Origin of the sequence: Hymenobacter lutimineralis (assembly GCF_008271285.1) — a bacterium.
GTDB lineage: Bacteria > Bacteroidota > Bacteroidia > Cytophagales > Hymenobacteraceae > Hymenobacter > Hymenobacter lutimineralis.
The window spans coordinates 138,271-154,473 of the sequence record NZ_VTHL01000002.1 but is presented as its reverse complement, the minus strand read 5'-3'; the positions used below and the strand labels follow the sequence as shown (position 1 = coordinate 154,473).

12 protein-coding genes are annotated in these 16,203 nt (G+C 61.1%); 7 read left to right on the top strand and 5 right to left on the bottom strand.

Annotated elements, in window-relative coordinates; genetic code table 11:
• Positions 1–34 precede the first annotated feature (34 nt).
• On the bottom strand, positions 35–2,299 hold the full coding sequence (locus FY528_RS02985; protein ID WP_149069507.1) for a TonB-dependent receptor: 2,265 nt from the start codon (positions 2,297–2,299) through the stop codon (positions 35–37).
• 88 nt (positions 2,300–2,387) lie between these two features.
• Positions 2,388–3,749, bottom strand: coding sequence for an Nramp family divalent metal transporter (locus FY528_RS02980; RefSeq protein WP_149069506.1), 1,362 nt, complete (start codon positions 3,747–3,749; stop codon positions 2,388–2,390).
• A 255-nt stretch (positions 3,750–4,004) separates the two neighbouring features.
• Here FY528_RS02980 and FY528_RS02975 point away from each other — a divergent pair, with 255 nt between their 5' ends.
• Positions 4,005–5,000, top strand: a complete 996-nt coding sequence (locus tag FY528_RS02975) for a cation diffusion facilitator family transporter (RefSeq protein WP_149069505.1) — start codon at positions 4,005–4,007, stop codon at positions 4,998–5,000.
• A 35-nt stretch (positions 5,001–5,035) separates the two neighbouring features.
• Here FY528_RS02975 and FY528_RS02970 read toward each other — a convergent pair whose 3' ends face one another.
• Together FY528_RS02970 and FY528_RS02965 are read right to left on the bottom strand one after the other, a co-directional pair.
• Positions 5,036–6,712, bottom strand: a complete 1,677-nt coding sequence (locus FY528_RS02970) for a T9SS type B sorting domain-containing protein (RefSeq protein ID WP_149069504.1) — start codon at positions 6,710–6,712, stop codon at positions 5,036–5,038.
• A gap of 82 nt (positions 6,713–6,794) precedes the next feature.
• Positions 6,795–8,189 (bottom strand): PQQ-dependent sugar dehydrogenase, encoded by a 1,395-nt coding sequence (locus FY528_RS02965; RefSeq protein WP_187631972.1) that lies wholly within the window; start codon positions 8,187–8,189, stop codon positions 6,795–6,797.
• A gap of 115 nt (positions 8,190–8,304) precedes the next feature.
• Here FY528_RS02965 and FY528_RS02960 point away from each other — a divergent pair, with 115 nt between their 5' ends.
• The 3 genes from FY528_RS02960 (at position 8,305) to FY528_RS02950 (ending at position 11,996) form a co-directional block, all read left to right on the top strand.
• Positions 8,305–8,766, top strand: coding sequence for a GNAT family N-acetyltransferase (locus FY528_RS02960; protein ID WP_149069503.1), 462 nt, complete (start codon positions 8,305–8,307; stop codon positions 8,764–8,766).
• A gap of 52 nt (positions 8,767–8,818) precedes the next feature.
• Positions 8,819–9,466 (top strand): HD domain-containing protein, encoded by a 648-nt coding sequence (locus tag FY528_RS02955; RefSeq protein WP_149069502.1) that lies wholly within the window; start codon positions 8,819–8,821, stop codon positions 9,464–9,466.
• Positions 9,467–9,560: 94 nt separating this feature from the next.
• Positions 9,561–11,996 (top strand): S9 family peptidase, encoded by a 2,436-nt coding sequence (locus FY528_RS02950; protein ID WP_149069501.1) that lies wholly within the window; start codon positions 9,561–9,563, stop codon positions 11,994–11,996.
• An 11-nt stretch (positions 11,997–12,007) separates the two neighbouring features.
• On the opposite strand, the gene FY528_RS02945 is transcribed toward FY528_RS02950, so the two are convergent.
• The gene (locus FY528_RS02945; RefSeq protein ID WP_149069500.1) at positions 12,008–13,447 is read right to left on the bottom strand and encodes a hypothetical protein; all 1,440 of its coding nucleotides are present in this window, start codon (positions 13,445–13,447) and stop codon (positions 12,008–12,010) included.
• A gap of 193 nt (positions 13,448–13,640) precedes the next feature.
• Between FY528_RS02945 and FY528_RS02940 the strand changes: the two genes are divergently transcribed.
• From FY528_RS02940 to FY528_RS21470, 3 genes are all read left to right on the top strand, one after another.
• Positions 13,641–14,546, top strand: coding sequence for a hypothetical protein (locus FY528_RS02940; protein WP_149069499.1), 906 nt, complete (start codon positions 13,641–13,643; stop codon positions 14,544–14,546).
• 211 nt (positions 14,547–14,757) lie between these two features.
• A complete protein-coding gene (gene metK / locus FY528_RS02935) occupies positions 14,758–16,020 on the top strand; it encodes a methionine adenosyltransferase (protein ID WP_149069498.1) in 1,263 nt (420 codons plus the stop codon).
• A 26-nt stretch (positions 16,021–16,046) separates the two neighbouring features.
• Positions 16,047–16,172, top strand: a complete 126-nt coding sequence (locus FY528_RS21470; RefSeq protein WP_262383890.1) for a hypothetical protein — start codon at positions 16,047–16,049, stop codon at positions 16,170–16,172.
• Positions 16,173–16,203: the final 31 nt, after the last annotated feature.

Below are 16,203 nucleotides of genomic sequence, written 5' to 3'. Positions count from 1 at the left end.
GCTGCCTTTTTACCCCATGCAGATACAGCGCCGCCTACAGCGCGTAGCGCACTCCCAAAAACACACGTCGGCCCTGCAAAGGAGCGTAGTTGTAGCTTGTATCGAAGGTATATCCCTGGGGATTATCGGTTCCCACCTGCTTGTCGAAGGGGTCGAAGGGGCGCAGCAGCACGTGGCGCGGCAGGAAGTTGAAAAGGTTTTTGATGCCGCCGTACAGCTCCAGGCCTTCCCGCAGCTTGTGCGTTGCCTGCACATTCTGGAGGGCAAACCAAGGCGAGCGGCTGGGGCGGGAGTCATTGGGGAAAACCGGTAGGGGCATAGGACTACTCACCTGCCCGGTATAATCCAGCGCCAGGCCCAGCTTCTGCAGGGTGTAGCTGATGGCCCAGGTGCCGGAGAAAGGCGGAGAATGTACCTGGGCCACCCGCCGGCTGGGTTCCTCGGCCGTAGCGCGCTCCTGCCGGAAGACATCCAGTAGGGTTACGCCCAGCATTACCTTCAGGGGGCGGGCAAAGGCAAACTCCGTGTTCAGCGTGAGCCCGCGACTGACGGCATACCCTGCCAGGTTGCGGTATACTATCTGGTTGGGGTTGGTGTCGTAATCGGGGCTGATTTTGTTGGTGAAATAGGTGTAGAACGCGCTGGCATCGAAGGTAATGGTGCCGCCCGATGCCGTGGGCAGAAACCGGTTGTAGTTCACGTTCACGTTCCAGCTGCGCTCGGGCTTCAGGGCTTCGGGCACTACCACTTCGCGGGCCCCGGTTAGCGCCGCGTGGTCTTCGGTGAACAGGTTTACCACCCGGTAGCCGTTGCCTAGCCCCACCCGCCACACGCGGCTGCCGTCGGGGCGGCCCCACTTGTAGTTCAGACGGGGACTCAGGATGCTGCCGTGCCGGGAGTTGTAATCGTAGCGCAAGCCAGCCAGCAGCGTAGCATCGGGGGTAAGGCGCCATTCATCCTGCACAAAGGCTCCGGGCAACTGAATGAGGTCAGGCTGGTTTTGGGCGGGCTCGGTGCCGCTGGCCGTAGCCGGGGTATTGTCATCGTACCAGGTGGTGCGGTAGGTGGCGCCCGCCAGCAGGCTGTGCCGAATGCTGAGCTCCCGCGCCCAGGTGAGCTGCCCAAAGCCTACGCGTTGCGTGGCCCGGTAAAGCGTGGTGCCATAAGCCGAGTTCTGCTGATGCTGGTTGAAGGTGCCGCTGACGATAATGCGCTGGCCGCGCACTGGCAGTTGGTACTGCCCCAGCAACTCGTAGCGGCTGGTGTACACGCTTTCCCCGTAGATACTGTCGCCCCCGCGGTAAGTAGGATTCCAGCCCAGCTGCCCGCCAAACCGGTCCTCGTAGTAGTAGCGGCCGGCCACATTGGCCACGCGCTGCTCGGGCCGCGTCCAGCTCCATTTGTTGAACACGGATACGCGTTGCTGGGTAGGCACGTCCGTGAAGCCGTCCTCGTTCACGTCGCGGCGCTGGGTGTAGTGGTACAGGCTGGTGCTAAGCAGGGTGGAGGCCGAGCCTATTTTGCGGGCAATGCCGAGGTCCAGGTTGGCGTCGCGGTGGGAGGTGGCCAACACGTCCACGGAAAGGCGCGGGGCTTTTGCCGGATTTTTGGTGATGACGTTGATGAGCCCGCCCACGGCTTCGGAGCCGTACAGCGTAGAGGCCGGCCCTTTCACTACTTCCACCCGCTCAATCAGGCTACTCGGAATGCCGCTCAGGCCATACACCGTGCTCAGGGAGCTAACCAGGGGCATACCGTCAATCAGCACCATGGTGTAGGGCCCTTCCAGCCCGTTGATGTGGATGTCGCCGGTGCCGCACACGTTGCAGTTAAGCTGCGGCCGTACCCCATTAATCATGGCCAGGTTTTCAAATAGGCAGACCGCCGGGTTTTTGCGAAACAGCTTCGGCGAGTACAGCTCCACCGCCACCGGCGACTCCCCACGCACCACCTCGTTCAGGGTCCCGCTCACCACTACCTCGCCCAGTGCATTGGAATTGGGGTTGATGGTCAGGTTAAGCGTAGCAGTTTGCCCGGCGCTGATGGTTACGTTGCGCTCCGCCGTCAGATAGCCCACGGCGCTGGTTACCACCGTGTAGGTACCAACCGGCAGCGCCAATAGGTGGAAGTGGCCGTGCTCATCGGCCGTGGTACCCAGGGTCGTCCCTTTCAGGCCAACGCTGGCAAAAGGTACTTCTTTGCCATCCGCGCGCACCACGCCCTGCAGCTTGCCGGTGCTTTGTGCCTGCGCAAGGATAGCCACGCATAGTCCTCCAATAAGCAGTAGCAGGTGTTTCATTTTAGTGGTGTCTATTCTTTTATTTAGATGCGTCTAAAATCTTGGTCAAAAAGAAAGCGCGACTTCGAACGAGCCGCACTTTCCGTTATCAGCCGAAGAACGTCTCGTACAGCAGGTACAGGTTCAGGGCGATGATGATGGCCGAAACCAACCACGCCAGCCCCTGCACCCAGGGACGATTGACGAACACGCCCATTTTGGCCTTGCTGCCCGTGAACATGACCAGCGGCACCACGGCAAAGCTCAGCTGCAGGCTCAGAATCACCTGGCTCAGCACCAGCAGCTCGCCCGTACCTTTTTCCCCGTAGATAAGCGTAACCACCAAGGCCGGTACTACGGCAATGGCGCGGGTAATCAGGCGGCGAAGCCAGGGCCTGAGCTGCAGGTTTAGAAAGCCTTCCATCACAATCTGCCCGGCCAAGGTTCCCGTTAGCGTAGAGTTCTGGCCCGAGGCTAGCAGCGCCACGGCAAATACCACTGAGGCAGCTCCCGCGCCCAGCACCGGCGTCAGCAGCTCATAGGCCTGGTTGATATCGGCTACATCGTGGCGGCCGTTGTGGTGAAACGCCGCAGCGGCCGTAATCAGAATGGCGGCATTTACGAAGAAGGCCAGAAACAAAGCCACCGTGCTGTCGATGGTAGCAAATTTGATAGCCATGCGGCGGCCGGGCTCGTCCTGTACAAAGGCTCGGGTTTGCACAATGCTCGAATGCAGGTAGAGGTTGTGAGGCATCACCGTGGCACCCAGAATTCCGATGGCCACGTAAAGCATGCCCGGAGTGGTGACTACCTCCGGCCGAGGCACCAAGCCCGCCAAGATGCCGAAGTAATCGGGGTTGGAGACAATTATTTCGTAGAGGAAGCACCCGAAAATCAGCACAATCAGGCCGGCCACGATGCTCTCGATAACCCGGAAGCCTTTGTTCTGGAAAAACAGCACAACCAGCACATCCAGGATAGTAAGCACCACCCCCCAGGGCAGGGGCAGGCCAAACAGCAGGTTCAAGGCTATGGCTGACCCAATGACTTCGGCCAGGTCGCAGGCGGCAATGGCTATTTCACAGAACAGCCACAGCACCATGGAAACCGGCTTGGAGAAATGGTCCCGGCACGCCTGGGCCAGGTCGCGCCCCGTAACAATACCCAGCTTAGCCGCCAGGTGCTGCAGCAGCATGGCAAACAGGTTGGAAATCAGAATCACCGACAGCAGCGTATAGCCGAAGCGGGAACCGCCGGCAATGTCGGTAGCCCAGTTGCCGGGGTCCATGTACCCCACGGCTACCATCAGGCCCGGCCCCCAAAAAGCCATCAGCTTACGCCAGAAAGAAGCACTCTGAGCGGGCACCTTGATGCTGGCATACACTTCCCGCAGCGACGGGGCCGTGCGGGGACGCTTCCAGCCGGCTTCGGCGGGTGGGGCAGAAACCGGCAAGGCTTCCTCGGCAGGCATAGGGTTTGGCGTAGGTAGCGTTACCGGCATAGGAGCAGAATTGACATCAGGTACAGGAATAGATGTATTTGCAGTCACAAAGGAAGCAATTTTTAGGCTTGTCTAAATTTATTTTTAAGACAGTCTACTTACTGTATTTGTTTTAAAAAGTTACGTATAGCCCAGGATGCCGGGATTTTGTCGGAATTTTGCTCTTTGAGCCGGGGTTAGTTCGTGGTAAAAAACGAGCGGCTGGCTTTTCACGTAGCGCTGCCTATGTTTTCGTTGCCCCTTAAAACGCGCTATGCCTTACTGTCCCTCGTTGTCAGTATTCTGCTGGTTGCCATCAAGTTCTACGCCTGGCTGCTAACCCGCTCCCAGGCTGTGCTGACGGATGCGCTGGAGTCCATCATCAACGTGGTAGCCAGTGGCTTTGCCCTCTACAGCATCTACCTGGCCAGCCTGCCCCGGGACGAAAATCACCCCTACGGGCACGGCAAAATTGAATACCTCTCGGTAGGGTTCGAGGGCGGGCTCATTCTAATGGCGGGCGTGTATATCTTCTACACGGCCCTGCAAGCCCTGCTGCACCCCCACGCCATTGCCCGGCCCGACTGGGGCGTGGTGTTGCTAGCCTTTACGGCCCTAGTGAACCTGGGGGTGGGTTTTCTACTAATCCGGGCCGGGCGCACGCACCATTCGCCCACGCTGGTAGGCGACGGGCAGCATTTGTACCTTGATGCGGTAAGCACGCTGGTATCCTGCGCGGCGCTGGGGCTGGTCGTTTTCACCGATAACGTGGTGTATGACTCCGCCGCAGCCTTACTGCTCGGGGTGTTCATTGTGGTGAATGGCTACCGCATGGTGCGCCGCTCGGTTTCGGGGCTGATGGATGAAGCCGACGAGGCCACGGTGCAGAACGTGGTAGCCGAGCTGCAGGAGCACCGGGAGCCAGCCTGGATAGACGTGCACAACCTGCGCGTGGTGCGCTACGGGGCCGATCTGCACATCGACTGCCACGTGACCATGCCCTACTACTTTAGCCTGGAGCAGACCCATGCGCAAGTGCACCGCATTGAGCAGCTGGTAAACCAGGAGTTTGCCGTGCCCGTCGAAATGTTTGTGCACGCCGACCCCTGCACATTTGCGGCCTGCTCGCACTGCCACATGCCGGACTGCCCGGTGCGGCAGCACGCCTTCGCGGAGGAAATAACCTGGACGCTGGATAACGTGGTGAAAAACGAGCGGCACCAGCTGCCGCTTGATAACTAATCAGCCATAGCACAAAGCAGGGAAATAGTACGGGCTTACCGCACCAGTTCGACCCAGCCTTTCACCGGCGCGCCCACGGCGGGCGTCAGAATAAAGTAGTACAGGCCAGCCGGGTTCTTTTCACCCTTCCAGTTGTTGCGGTAATCGGCAAACTCCTGCACCAGCCGCCCCCAGCGGTTGTACACCCGCAGCCCGCTGCCGGGCGGCAACGCATCAATCACAAAGGCATCGTTGATGTTGTCGCCGTTCGGGGAGAAAACGTTGTAGGTCTGCAAGGGGCGGGGCGCTACGTAGGGCACTACCTTCACCACCAGCACCCGGTTTTGCACGGCCTTGGCCGGACAGGCATTGTCCTCGATGCGCAAGGGAATCCGGAACGACTTGCCCAGGTAGGCGGCCGGGGGCTGCAACCGCAGTTTCCCTAAGGGCTGGGCTGTCTGGTTGCCTGCTAAGGCAAAATTACCAACCTGAGCGGGCAGCAGCTCGGGGTTCTCCACGGTGGGCTGAGCTGGATCCAACTCGGGGTAGGCAACGGTGAGCAGGTCAGCGGAGTTGGGGTCGGTGAAGGCTACCTGGGCCTCCGTGAGCTGCCCAACTGGCACTTCAATCAGCGTAGAGTCGGTGTTGAAGATGCGAGCGGCGGGGAAACCGGGCGCCGTCACGAGTGGCACGTTTGGTACCTGATTAGCCTCACAGTCCAGCACCACCACGAGCATGTCGCGCCGCACGGAGCCGATAAACTCCCACTTCCCGCGTAGCTGGCGGTATTCGCTTACCCGGGCTACCAGTACATACTTGTTCTGAGCCTGCTGCCCGATGTCCAGCCCTGGCGTGTACAAGGCGGGTCGGAACGTGACGCTGCGCCCAAAGTCGTTGATGCGAAAATCGGGGGAGGCCAGGGAGCTGCCGCTGGTGCAGGTGCCCCGCGCGAAGGATGGAATGGGAAACGCGGCCGAATACGCCCCGCCGGGGTCAATTACCTGACACTGCGGATTGGTGTTGTCGACGCTGCCGGGGTAGCGCGCCCAGGGCGCCGGGCCGGCGCACACGGCCAGCGGGTCGGCCAGGGTGTACACCAACGAGTCGCCATCGGGCTCGGTGGCGGAGAAGGTGAGGGTGGTAAGCTGGCGCCAGCAAACGAAGGGCACGGGCGTATCCTGACTTAGAAACTGCGGGGAGGTATTCTCCACCACTTCCCCGTTTACCAGGGTGCGCAGCCGGGCTTCAAAGTGCAGGGGCCGACTTTCGGAGTCATCTACATTGGCCACGGCGGGCCGCTGAGGAATGGTCACGTAGAGCAGCCACTCGGCGTCGGGGGGCAAGGTCAGCGTGGCCTCGTAGCGGGCCGTCTGGAAGTTGGTGCGGAGCCGGCTGCCGCAGGGGGTGCCCACCGCCGAGCAGTAGGGGTTGCCCATGGTTACTTCGCCCACGCGCTCCAGCAGGATGTCGCCGCTGCGTGGGTCGGGCTCGGCACAGCCAGTGCCGCTGGCGCGGTAGTAGAGGCGCAGGTCTGGGTTGAGCGGCTCGCCGGAGCAGTCCCGGAAAAACTGGCAGCTTACCCGGTACTGGTTGTTGCCCAGGGCCTGGTAGGTAAGCTGCCCGCCCTGGGCGTGGGAGGCCCAGCCTCGCTGCGAACCTACTCCCAAGAGCATCAGGGCCAGTAGGAACACTCCCCAGGGTAGTTGAAGCTTGCGGGCGAAAAGTCGAGGCATATAATCAGCTTACTGACGCTATGCCGGCAAACATCGGGCGGCGGCCCCGACTATCCTAACGAGCCGCCGCCAATTTGCAGCGCTACTGAACGACCAGCCGCTGCCGGTAGGATTGAGCGGGGGTTTCCACCACGGCCTGGTATACGCCGGTGCCCAGGGGCGGCAGCGTAATACCATGGGTTTTGCTGCCCGCCTGAAGGGCTTGCGAGGCCACCGTGCGCCCCAGGGCATCCTGAATCAGCAGCCGGGCATTCGAGCGGAGTGGTACCGGCAACTCCACGCTGAGCTGGCGGTGTGCCGGGTTGGGCCAGAGGGTGAGAGGCGCCGCCACGGGCCGACGGGTGGCGGTGGGCACGTAGGCCAGGTTTTCCAGGGCGAAAATCCGGTCGTCGGTAGGGGCGGGGGCAGAGCGGCCATCCTGGTTGCTGGTGCTCAGAAACACCCGGCCCTGCGGCGACACGCAGATGGCGCGCATCCGCCCCACCGGCTTATTCCACAAAACCACCGGGTCGCTGCGCAGGGCATTGCCAGCGGGGTTGAGCGGGAGCTGCAGGAACTGACCGGCTTTCAGGCTTACCAGCAGCAGGGAGTTTTGCCATTCGGGAATGGCGGGGTGGTCGTAGTAGGTGAGGCCGGCTACCGCTAGGGTAGGCGTCCAGGCCACCAGGGGCTCGTGCACATTGTTGGCGGTGCAGAAGGTAGCCTCGGCCGCCAGGTTGCAGAAGCCCTGCACGGTGGGCCAGCCATAGTTGCGGCCTGCCTCAATCAGGTTTACTTCGTCATCGTTGTCGGGGCCATGCTCCGAGCTGTATACCTGCCCCGATGGCGCTTGGACCAGCCCTTGGGGGTTGCGGTGGCCCAGAGTATACACGTAGCTGCCGGGGGGAGGATTGTCGGCGGGGATGGTGCCATCCAGGTTCAGGCGCAGGATTTTGCCGTTCAGGCTGGCCGGGCTCTGGGCTGCCGGTTGATTTTGGGCGTCGCCGGTGGTCATGAGCAGGGTGTGGTCGGGCAGGATGAGCAGGCGGGAGCCGCTGTGGGTACTCACGGCCGGAAGATTGCCTAGCAGCACCTGCGGCTCGGTGAGCGTGGTGCCATTGTAGGTGTAGCGCACGAGCTTCTCGCGCAAATTCCCGTCGGTGTAGTTATACACCACGTACACGTAGGGCGAGGTGGCAAAATCTGGGTGAAGCACCATGCCGAGCAAGCCACTTTCCCCGTTTTCCGTCACGTCGGGCACGGTGAGCAGGAGGGTGCGCTGGCCGGTTTCGGGATTGATACGGCTGATATGGCCCGGGCGCTCCGTCAGCCACAGGTGGTTATCGGGGCCCCAGAGCATTTCCCAGGGCGTATCAAGACCGGTTGCCACCGTGCGGACGCTCACGGTAGTGGCGCCTACCTGAATGGTGGAAGGCTGAGCCTGGGCAATGCTCTGCCCGAAAAAAAACAGCAACAACGCCGTGTACAAACGTTTCATAAAGCGGTAACTAATAGTGGGAGTAGCCGAAAACCCGGCGAATAGTCAACCTACGGAAAATTGCGTAGGTGGTAGCGGCTGCTAGCTTTGTTTTCCATTGTCTGCTTTCCGCCTTATGCCAACCTACCAGCATCCCAGCAACGGCTTCACCATCAGCACCGACCCCGAGCGGCTTGACGTCGACGCCATTCACCGCTACCTGGCCGAAGACTCTTACTGGGCCCAGCAGATGCCGCGGGAAACTCTGGAAAGAGCCCTGGCCCACTCGCTCAACTTTGGCCTGTTTGCCCCCGATGGTCGCCAGGCTGGCTTTGCCCGCCTGATTACCGACCATGCTACGTTTGCCTGGCTCTGCGACGTATTCGTGCTGCCCGAGTTCCGGGGACAGGGCTTGTCTAAGTGGCTAATGGAAGTGGTGTGGGCGGCGCCCGAAATTCAGGGAGTGCGCCGCTCCATGCTGGCCACGCTCGATGCCCACGGCCTGTACCACCAGTTTGGGTTTCAGCCCCTGGCCAGCCCCGAGCGGTACCTCGAAATCAAGCGGCAGAACCCCTACGGTGCCCCCACGGCCAACTAACCGGGCGCTTCCGTCGTTGCTCACCCAACCTGCACTATCGCCCCGCGCACTCATGGCCATAACCCTCGAAGCCCAGTGGCACCGCCTGACGGGCGCCATCGTGCCGGATGCGTCCCTTCGTCAGGCTACGCTGGCGAAGCTCACCAAGTGCTACACCGCACCCGAACGGCACTACCACTCTCTGGTTCACATTCAGGACCTGCTGCAGACTATTGACCAACACGCTGCCCGCCTGCACGACGCCGACGTAGTGCGGCTGGCCGCCTGGTTTCATGATGCCGTGTATTCCTCTATGCGGCAGGACAATGAGGCGCGTAGTGCCGTGCTGGCCCGGGAATTTTTGCGACACAGCACCTGGCCCGCCCTTCGGCAGGAGCGGGTGGCTTACCTGATTGAGCGCACCAAAGACCACACCCTGCCCCAGCCCGCCGCGGATACCGACCTGCATTTCTTCTTGGATGCCGATCTGCAGGTACTGGGCCGGCCCGAAGCCGAGTACTGGCACTATGCCCGGCAAATACGCCAGGAATACCGCCTGGTACCCGATTTTATGTACCGGAGTGGCCGCAGCAAGGTGCTGGAAAAGCTGTTGGCTTCGGCCCCGCTTTACCGCACGGCAGCGTTTCGGGAGCGGCTGGAAGAGCCCGCCCGGCGCAACTTACGGGCCGAGTTGCTGGCCTGGGAGCAGGGCGGGCTCTAAGTTTTTTCGGGCCGGAGTAGAACCGCTGCAAGGAGCTATGCGCCTTGCTTTCGGCTGCGTAAGTTGCGGGTGGTTTCGTCCTTCCCCGCCCACTATGCGCATTGGTATCCTCACCGTTTCAGCTTTTTGCTTTTCCGTCCTCCCCGTCACTGCCCAGCAGCAACCAACTGCTCCCAAGCTAGGGCCGCTCACGGTTGATAAAATTATGCGGGAGCCGGCCCAGTGGCTGGGCGGCCTGCCCTCGGCTCCTTACTGGAGCGAGAATGGCAAGCAGATCTACTTCCAGTGGAACCCCACCAAAGCTCGCCGCGACTCGCTGTACGTGGTAAACGCGGGCGGCGGCACCCCGCGCAAAGTGTCGTTGGCGGAGCAGCGCAGCCTGCCCGCTAATCGTGGCCGCTACGACCAGCGCCACCTGCGCAAGGTGTACGAAAAGGACGGCGACATTTACCTACTGGACCTGAAAAGCCAGCAAGTGCGGCGCGTAACCAACACAGCCGAGCGCGAAACGGAGGCTGATTTTGCCCTGCAGGACAAGGCCGTGAGCTACGTGCGCGGCGGCAACCTCTACACCTGGGACCCCGCCACCGGCGAAACCGTGCAGCGCACCGACTTCCGGCGCGGCAGCAAGCCCGGCCCCGGCGAAATGGATAAGTCGGCGAAGTTCCTGCGGGCGCAGCAGTTGGCCTTGTTTCAGGTAATCCGGCAGCGCGACCAGGATGCAAAGGCGCGGGAGCGGGCCCAACGGGCCCTGAACCGGCTGCGCCCCAAGGGTATCTGGCTGGGCTCTAAAACGGTGGAAAACCTCCAGCTCAGCCCCGATGGTCGCTACGTAACCTATACCTTGGTGCAGGAGCCGGCCGCCGATAAGCTGGCTTTGGTGCCCAACTTCGTGACGCTGTCCGGCTTTACGGAGGATATTTCGACCCGCTCAAAAGTAGGAGCTCCGCAAACGGCCTACGAGCTGGGTATCTACGACATCGGCCGCGACACCACGTTTGTGCTGGGCTATAAGGACCTGAAAGGTCTCGACGAACTGCCCGCCTACCGCAAGGAGTACCAGCTTTCCGCCTCAGCTCCCACCGATACGGCCAAAACCAAAAAGGCCGCCAAGCCGGCTATGGAGGTTCGCCGGGTGGTGCCCTACGGCCCGTTCTGGTCCAATACGGGGCAGCGCGCTTTTCTGGTGGTGCGCTCCGCCGATAACAAGGACCGCTGGATTGTAGCCCTCGACCCCACCACGCAGAAAATCAGCCTGCTCGACCGACAGCGCGACGAAGCTTGGATAAACGGTCCAGGTATCGGCTATGAGGCCGGCAATGTGGGCTGGCTCCCTGACGGCCGGCGTATCTGGTTTCAGAGCGAGGAAACCGGCTACTCGCACTTGTACACCGTGGACGTAACCACGGGGCAGAAAAAGGCGCTGACCAGCGGCAAGTTTGAAGTACAGGATGCCCGGCTAAGCCTCGACAAAAAAAGCTGGCACCTCACGGCCAACAAAACCCACCCCGGCGAGCAGCACTTCTACCGCATGCCCGTGGAGGGTGGCCCGCTCACCCAGCTAACCACGCGCCCCGGCGCCAACGAAGTAACCCTTTCGCCCGATGAGAAAACGCTGGTGGTGCGTTACAGCTACGCCAACAAGCCCTGGGAGCTGTTTGTGATGCCCAACAAGCCCGGCGCTGCCATGCGCCAGCTCACGCACAGCACCACGCCGGAATTTGAAAGCTACCCCTGGCGCGACCCGGAAATCATTACCATCAAAGCCCGCGACGGGGCCGACGTATACGCCCGCCTCTACCGCCCGGCTACGGCCACTGCGCAAGGGCCGGCCGTCATTTTTGTGCACGGGGCCGGCTACCTCCAGAACGCGCACAAGTGGTGGAGCCAGTACTTCCGCGAGTATATGTTTCATAACCTGCTGGTGGATCAGGGCTATACCGTGCTGGACATTGACTACCGCGGCTCCAGCGGCTACGGCCGCGACGTGCGCACGGGCATCTACCGCTACATGGGCGGCAAGGACCTCAACGACCAGGTCGATGGGGCCAAGCTGCTGGTGGAGAAATATGGCGTGAGCCCCCAGCGCATCGGCATCTACGGCGGCTCCTACGGCGGCTTTATCACCCTCATGGCCATGTTCACCCAGCCCGACGTGTTCAAGGCCGGGGCCGCGCTCCGCTCCGTCACCGACTGGGCCCACTACAACCACGGCTACACCGATAACATCCTCAACGAGCCCTACAACGACTCCCTGGCTTACGCCCGCTCCTCACCCATCAACTACGCCGAGGGGCTGAAAGGCGCCCTGCTCATGTGCCACGGCATGGTCGATACCAACGTGCACTTCCAGGACATCGTGCGCCTGTCGCAGCGGCTCATTGAGCTGAAAAAGGAAAACTGGGAGCTGGCCGTATACCCTGTGGAAGACCACGGCTTTGTGGAGCCCAGTTCCTGGACCGACGAGTACAAGCGCATCCTCAAGCTGTTTGATACCAACCTGAAGCCGGCTGTTCCCGTCAGTCGTTAGTTATCCTAGCCCTATTCCTGGTCGGTGTCGGGGCTGAGGCGGTAGCCTACCGTGAGCTGCAGCTGGCTAAGCCGGTACACGTAGGCGTAGTTGCTGCTGCTGATTACCTGGTTGGTGTTTTTATTGAAAATCACGGAACTGATGGTAGATACATCGGTAACGGAGGTGGTACTCGTTTGCCGCCGCCACGCCAGGCTGCCCTGCAGGCGTCCGCGCCGGTAGCCGGCCTCCAAGTAAAATCCATCTAGCCCGGCCGGCATCGTAAAATCCCGGCGGTCGGGCAACCCCGTGCCTTTGTACGTGCGCTGAATGCCCTGGGGGTAGGTGACGGCGGCATCCTGGAAACCGGTGCGCGTGAGGAGCACGCCGCCGCCCGCCAGCAGGCTGCCTTTGCCCGCTGCTCCAAATACCCGCAGTCCCGCCAGCAAACTAAGCTGCGTGCCTTGCTTGAAGGCGTAGGTCTTGGTAGGGAAGGAGGCAAATCCTGTGTTTACCGTGTGGCTGGAAGAGTTGCCGAGCGCCAGTTGGGCTTCGCCGTGCACCGCCAGAGTGCGGCCTGGCATCAGCACATCCAGGTACAGGCCAGCGGCAGGAGTCAGTTGCCGCCGCTTTACGGCCGCTAAATGAGCTTGCTCCAGCGTAGCCTGCTGGAAGTCCCCGGTGACGAGGCCCACAAGGCCCGTGGACTGGGCATTGGCAAAGGAGCCCGTGCCTGGGCCGCCCCCCAGTACCACACCTCCATCTAGGCGCAAGGTTGGCTGCCGCGCCGACTTCGCAGGCCGGACAACCAGTGCGCCCAGGCAGGCTTGGTTGTAGGTGGAGAGCAGGCGGGTGAGGGCTGCAGGCGTGTAAGCCAGGGAGCCCCAACCCGACGCTACGGCCGGGCAGTCCGGCTGCAGAAACAGGCGCAGCTGCTCCCGGTAGTTGTTGATGGTGACGAGCGTCTGGCTGCCATTGGCGGCGGTGCGGGAAATTACCCGGCTTACCAGCTCCAGGGGCGGAGCATTGTCTTTCAGCACAAAATAGTGCGGGGTGGTGTCCTCGAAAGCCGATAGCAAGGTGACGGGGCCCAGCACCAGCACCTCCGTCACCAGCGTGTCGGTTTGGAGCCGCGTCATGGCGTTGCCGGGTACTACGTTGGCCTCCCGCCCTTCGGCGGCCGCGTCGTACTGCAGCGGCAGCACCCGCCACTGCCGCCCTCTCAGGAGTCCGAACCCCCGCAGCCGACGGGATGGTACGTCGAGGATGGGGGCTGTGGCCGTGGTGCGGTAGCGCAGCCGGTCGGGTCCGGCCTTCCAGAACCGGTTTTCCAATTCCACGCGCAGGGTGTCGCCGGTTGGGGAAATCACGTAGCCCGGCTCAAAACGCTGAGCATGCACAGTCTGGCTTAGTGCCCCTAGCAGTAGTAAAAGCAGAAAAAAGCCTAAGCGGAGAAAGTAAACTGGGATCATGAAAGCCAGAGTAGGTAGAAAGCAGATAAAACGTCTTAAAGATAGAGTCGTCAACAGGCCAACACAAAGCAATGCTTGCGCGGCCCGAGGAGCAGGTAAATCAAGAAAAATTAAAGCAGCTAAAAGCTAATTAAATAGGGGAAGGGTTAAAAAAATAAGTAGGTTGGACCGTTTTTAACCACCTATCCATTTTATGTCTGCACCTGCTTACTATCAACCTTCCGGCCGCTTCACCGTGAGCGGCGTCTTATTACTGGTCATTCTGGGGACCGCAGCGGCGGTGCCGTTGGCCTTTGTGTATGTGTATGCCATCTGGTACATTCCTTTCATCTACATCAACTTATTTGTTACGCTGGGCTTCGGGTTGCTGCTGGGCTATGCGCTGAAAACCCTCACCAAATCCGGTAAGCTGCGGAGCCCGGCGCTGGTGGGCTGGCTGAGCTTTGCCCTGGCTTTGTGGGCGTGGTACCTGCAGTGGTGCGTGTACCTGACGCTGCTTTTTGGCGCCGGCGAAACCGAAAGCCTGGGCAGCCGGGCATCCTTCACGCATACCACCTTCGAAGCCGACGTGTTCCTGGGCACGCTGCTTAACCCGCCCCTGGTATTGGGCATGCTGCCCCGCCTGGCTGATGAAGGCACCTGGAGCATTTTCGGGGTAACCATCAGCGGCATTTTCCTCTACCTGGTCTGGCTGGCTGAACTGCTGATTCTAGTCTTGCTGACGTGGAATATGCCCCGCAGCCAAGCCGAGGTGCCTTTCTCGGAACTGGCCGACGAATGGGCAGAAAAAATTACGCTGCCTCAGCCCGCCACGCCATTTGCCGATGCCGCCGCGACCAAGCTCGCGCTGGAAACTGCCGACTGGAACCACCTGCAACCGCACACGGAGCCGGATGGAACAGCCCATTTTGGGCGTCTGCACTTCTTCCGCGCCCCGTCCGACCCCGACTGCTGCTTTCTGTCGCTGGAAAACGTAGCCATCGAAACCGATAACAAAGGCAAGGCATCGGAAAAAACCACCGACGTGCTGGAGTACCTGCGCGTGCCGCCCCGCGTTTGCCAAGAACTGTCCACCCGTTTTGGTGCCGTACCGGCTTAGCGCTTCCGGCCGCCCGTACCGTTGCCGCTGACAAGTTCGGACCCACTTTTCGCGCACCGCTTGCGCTTTGGCCTAAATTGCGCGGGCGCCGTGCGGAATTCGCGGGCGGCCCTCGTCTCCATGTAGAAAACTTGTAGCTTTGCGGCCTGCCTGATTCTCAAGAGGCAGGGTGGGGCTGCCGGCCCCTCGCGTACTTCTACCTTACAAGCTGATGCCGTACCTGTTCACCTCCGAATCTGTTTCGGAAGGTCACCCTGATAAAGTAGCCGACCAGATTTCCGACGCCATCCTCGATGAATATTTGCGTCAGGACCCCACGGCCAAAGTGGCCTGCGAAACGCTGGTAACCACCGATTTCGCCCTGGTAGCCGGCGAAATCAAATCCACGGCCCACGTAGATGCCGAGCCCATTATACGGGAGGTGATTCGCCGGATTGGCTACAACAAGCCCGAGTACCTGTTCAACGCCGACACGTGCGAGGTGATGAACCGCCTGCACGAGCAGTCGGCCGACATCAACCAGGGCGTGGAGCGTGCCGTGGCGGAAGAGCAGGGCGCCGGCGACCAGGGCATGATGTTCGGGTACGCTACCAAGGAAACCGAAAACTATATGCCCCTGGCCCTGGACCTCTCGCACCGTTTGCTGCGCGAGCTGTCGGCCATTCGCAAGGCTGGCCAGGAAATGACGTACCTACGCCCTGATGCCAAAAGTCAGGTGACCATCCGCTATGCCGACGACAACACGCCGGAAGCCATTGAAACCATTGTGGTGAGCACTCAGCACGATGATTTCGATGCCAGCGAGGAGGCCATGCTGGCCCGCATCAAGGAGGACATCATTAACATTCTGATTCCGCGGGTGAAAGCCCAGCTGAGCCCGGCCGTGCAGCAGCTGTTCACAGCCGATATTCAGCACCACATCAACCCCACCGGCAAGTTCGTCATCGGTGGTCCCCACGGCGACTCTGGCCTCACCGGCCGGAAAATTATTGTCGATACGTACGGCGGCAAAGGCGCCCACGGGGGCGGAGCCTTCTCAGGCAAAGATTCCTCGAAAGTTGACCGATCTGCCGCGTATGCAGCTCGGCACATTGCCAAAAACCTGGTAGCGGCCGGCGTGGCCGATCAAGTGCTGGTGCAGGTGGCCTACGCCATTGGCGTGGCTAAGCCAGTAGGCGTATTTGTGACCACCTACGGCACTACCCATGCCACGGGCGCCGATGGGCAGAAGCTCACCGACGGGCAGATTGCCAACAAAGTGCAGCAACTGTTCGACCTGCGCCCCTACGCCATTGTGCAGCGCCTCGGCCTGCAAAACCCAATTTTCGCGGAGTCGGCAGCCTATGGGCACATGGGCCGCCAGCCCGGTACCAAGCAGGTACAAGGCGCCGATGGCAGCACCCGCACGGTGGAAACCTTCACCTGGGAAAAGCTCGACTACGTAGATCAGATCAAGGCGGCTTTTGCCCTCTAATCCGAAGCGCTGTGCAACGCTTGGCTATGTACCTACAAGCCTTTCTGCCCGCTGCCCGGCCCGTTCGGTTGGCCTTAGGGGCACTGGCTGCTTATAGCATTTTCCAGGCGGGTAAGTGCGTGGGCGAGCTGCTGTATTACCTGCAAGCCTAAGTCCCGCGCTTCTGCCACAGAAAAGCCCCGC

Excerpts from the sequence above, each read along its gene's own strand:
- FY528_RS02975 (WP_149069505.1), top strand. The coding sequence starts at position 4,005 with ATGTTTTCGTTGCCCCTTAAAACGCGCTATGCCTTACTGTCCCTCGTT.
- metK (WP_149069498.1), top strand. The coding sequence starts at position 14,758 with ATGCCGTACCTGTTCACCTCCGAATCTGTTTCGGAAGGTCACCCTGAT.
- FY528_RS02960 (WP_149069503.1), top strand. The coding sequence starts at position 8,305 with ATGCCAACCTACCAGCATCCCAGCAACGGCTTCACCATCAGCACCGAC.
- FY528_RS02980 (WP_149069506.1), bottom strand. The coding sequence starts at position 3,749 with ATGCCTGCCGAGGAAGCCTTGCCGGTTTCTGCCCCACCCGCCGAAGCC.
- FY528_RS02945 (WP_149069500.1), bottom strand. The coding sequence starts at position 13,447 with ATGATCCCAGTTTACTTTCTCCGCTTAGGCTTTTTTCTGCTTTTACTA.
- FY528_RS21470 (WP_262383890.1), top strand. The coding sequence starts at position 16,047 with ATGTACCTACAAGCCTTTCTGCCCGCTGCCCGGCCCGTTCGGTTGGCC.
- FY528_RS02955 (WP_149069502.1), top strand. The coding sequence starts at position 8,819 with ATGGCCATAACCCTCGAAGCCCAGTGGCACCGCCTGACGGGCGCCATC.
- FY528_RS02985 (WP_149069507.1), bottom strand. The coding sequence starts at position 2,299 with ATGAAACACCTGCTACTGCTTATTGGAGGACTATGCGTGGCTATCCTT.
- FY528_RS02970 (WP_149069504.1), bottom strand. The coding sequence starts at position 6,712 with ATGCCTCGACTTTTCGCCCGCAAGCTTCAACTACCCTGGGGAGTGTTC.
- FY528_RS02940 (WP_149069499.1), top strand. The coding sequence starts at position 13,641 with ATGTCTGCACCTGCTTACTATCAACCTTCCGGCCGCTTCACCGTGAGC.
- FY528_RS02965 (WP_187631972.1), bottom strand. The coding sequence starts at position 8,189 with ATGAAACGTTTGTACACGGCGTTGTTGCTGTTTTTTTTCGGGCAGAGC.
- FY528_RS02950 (WP_149069501.1), top strand. The coding sequence starts at position 9,561 with ATGCGCATTGGTATCCTCACCGTTTCAGCTTTTTGCTTTTCCGTCCTC.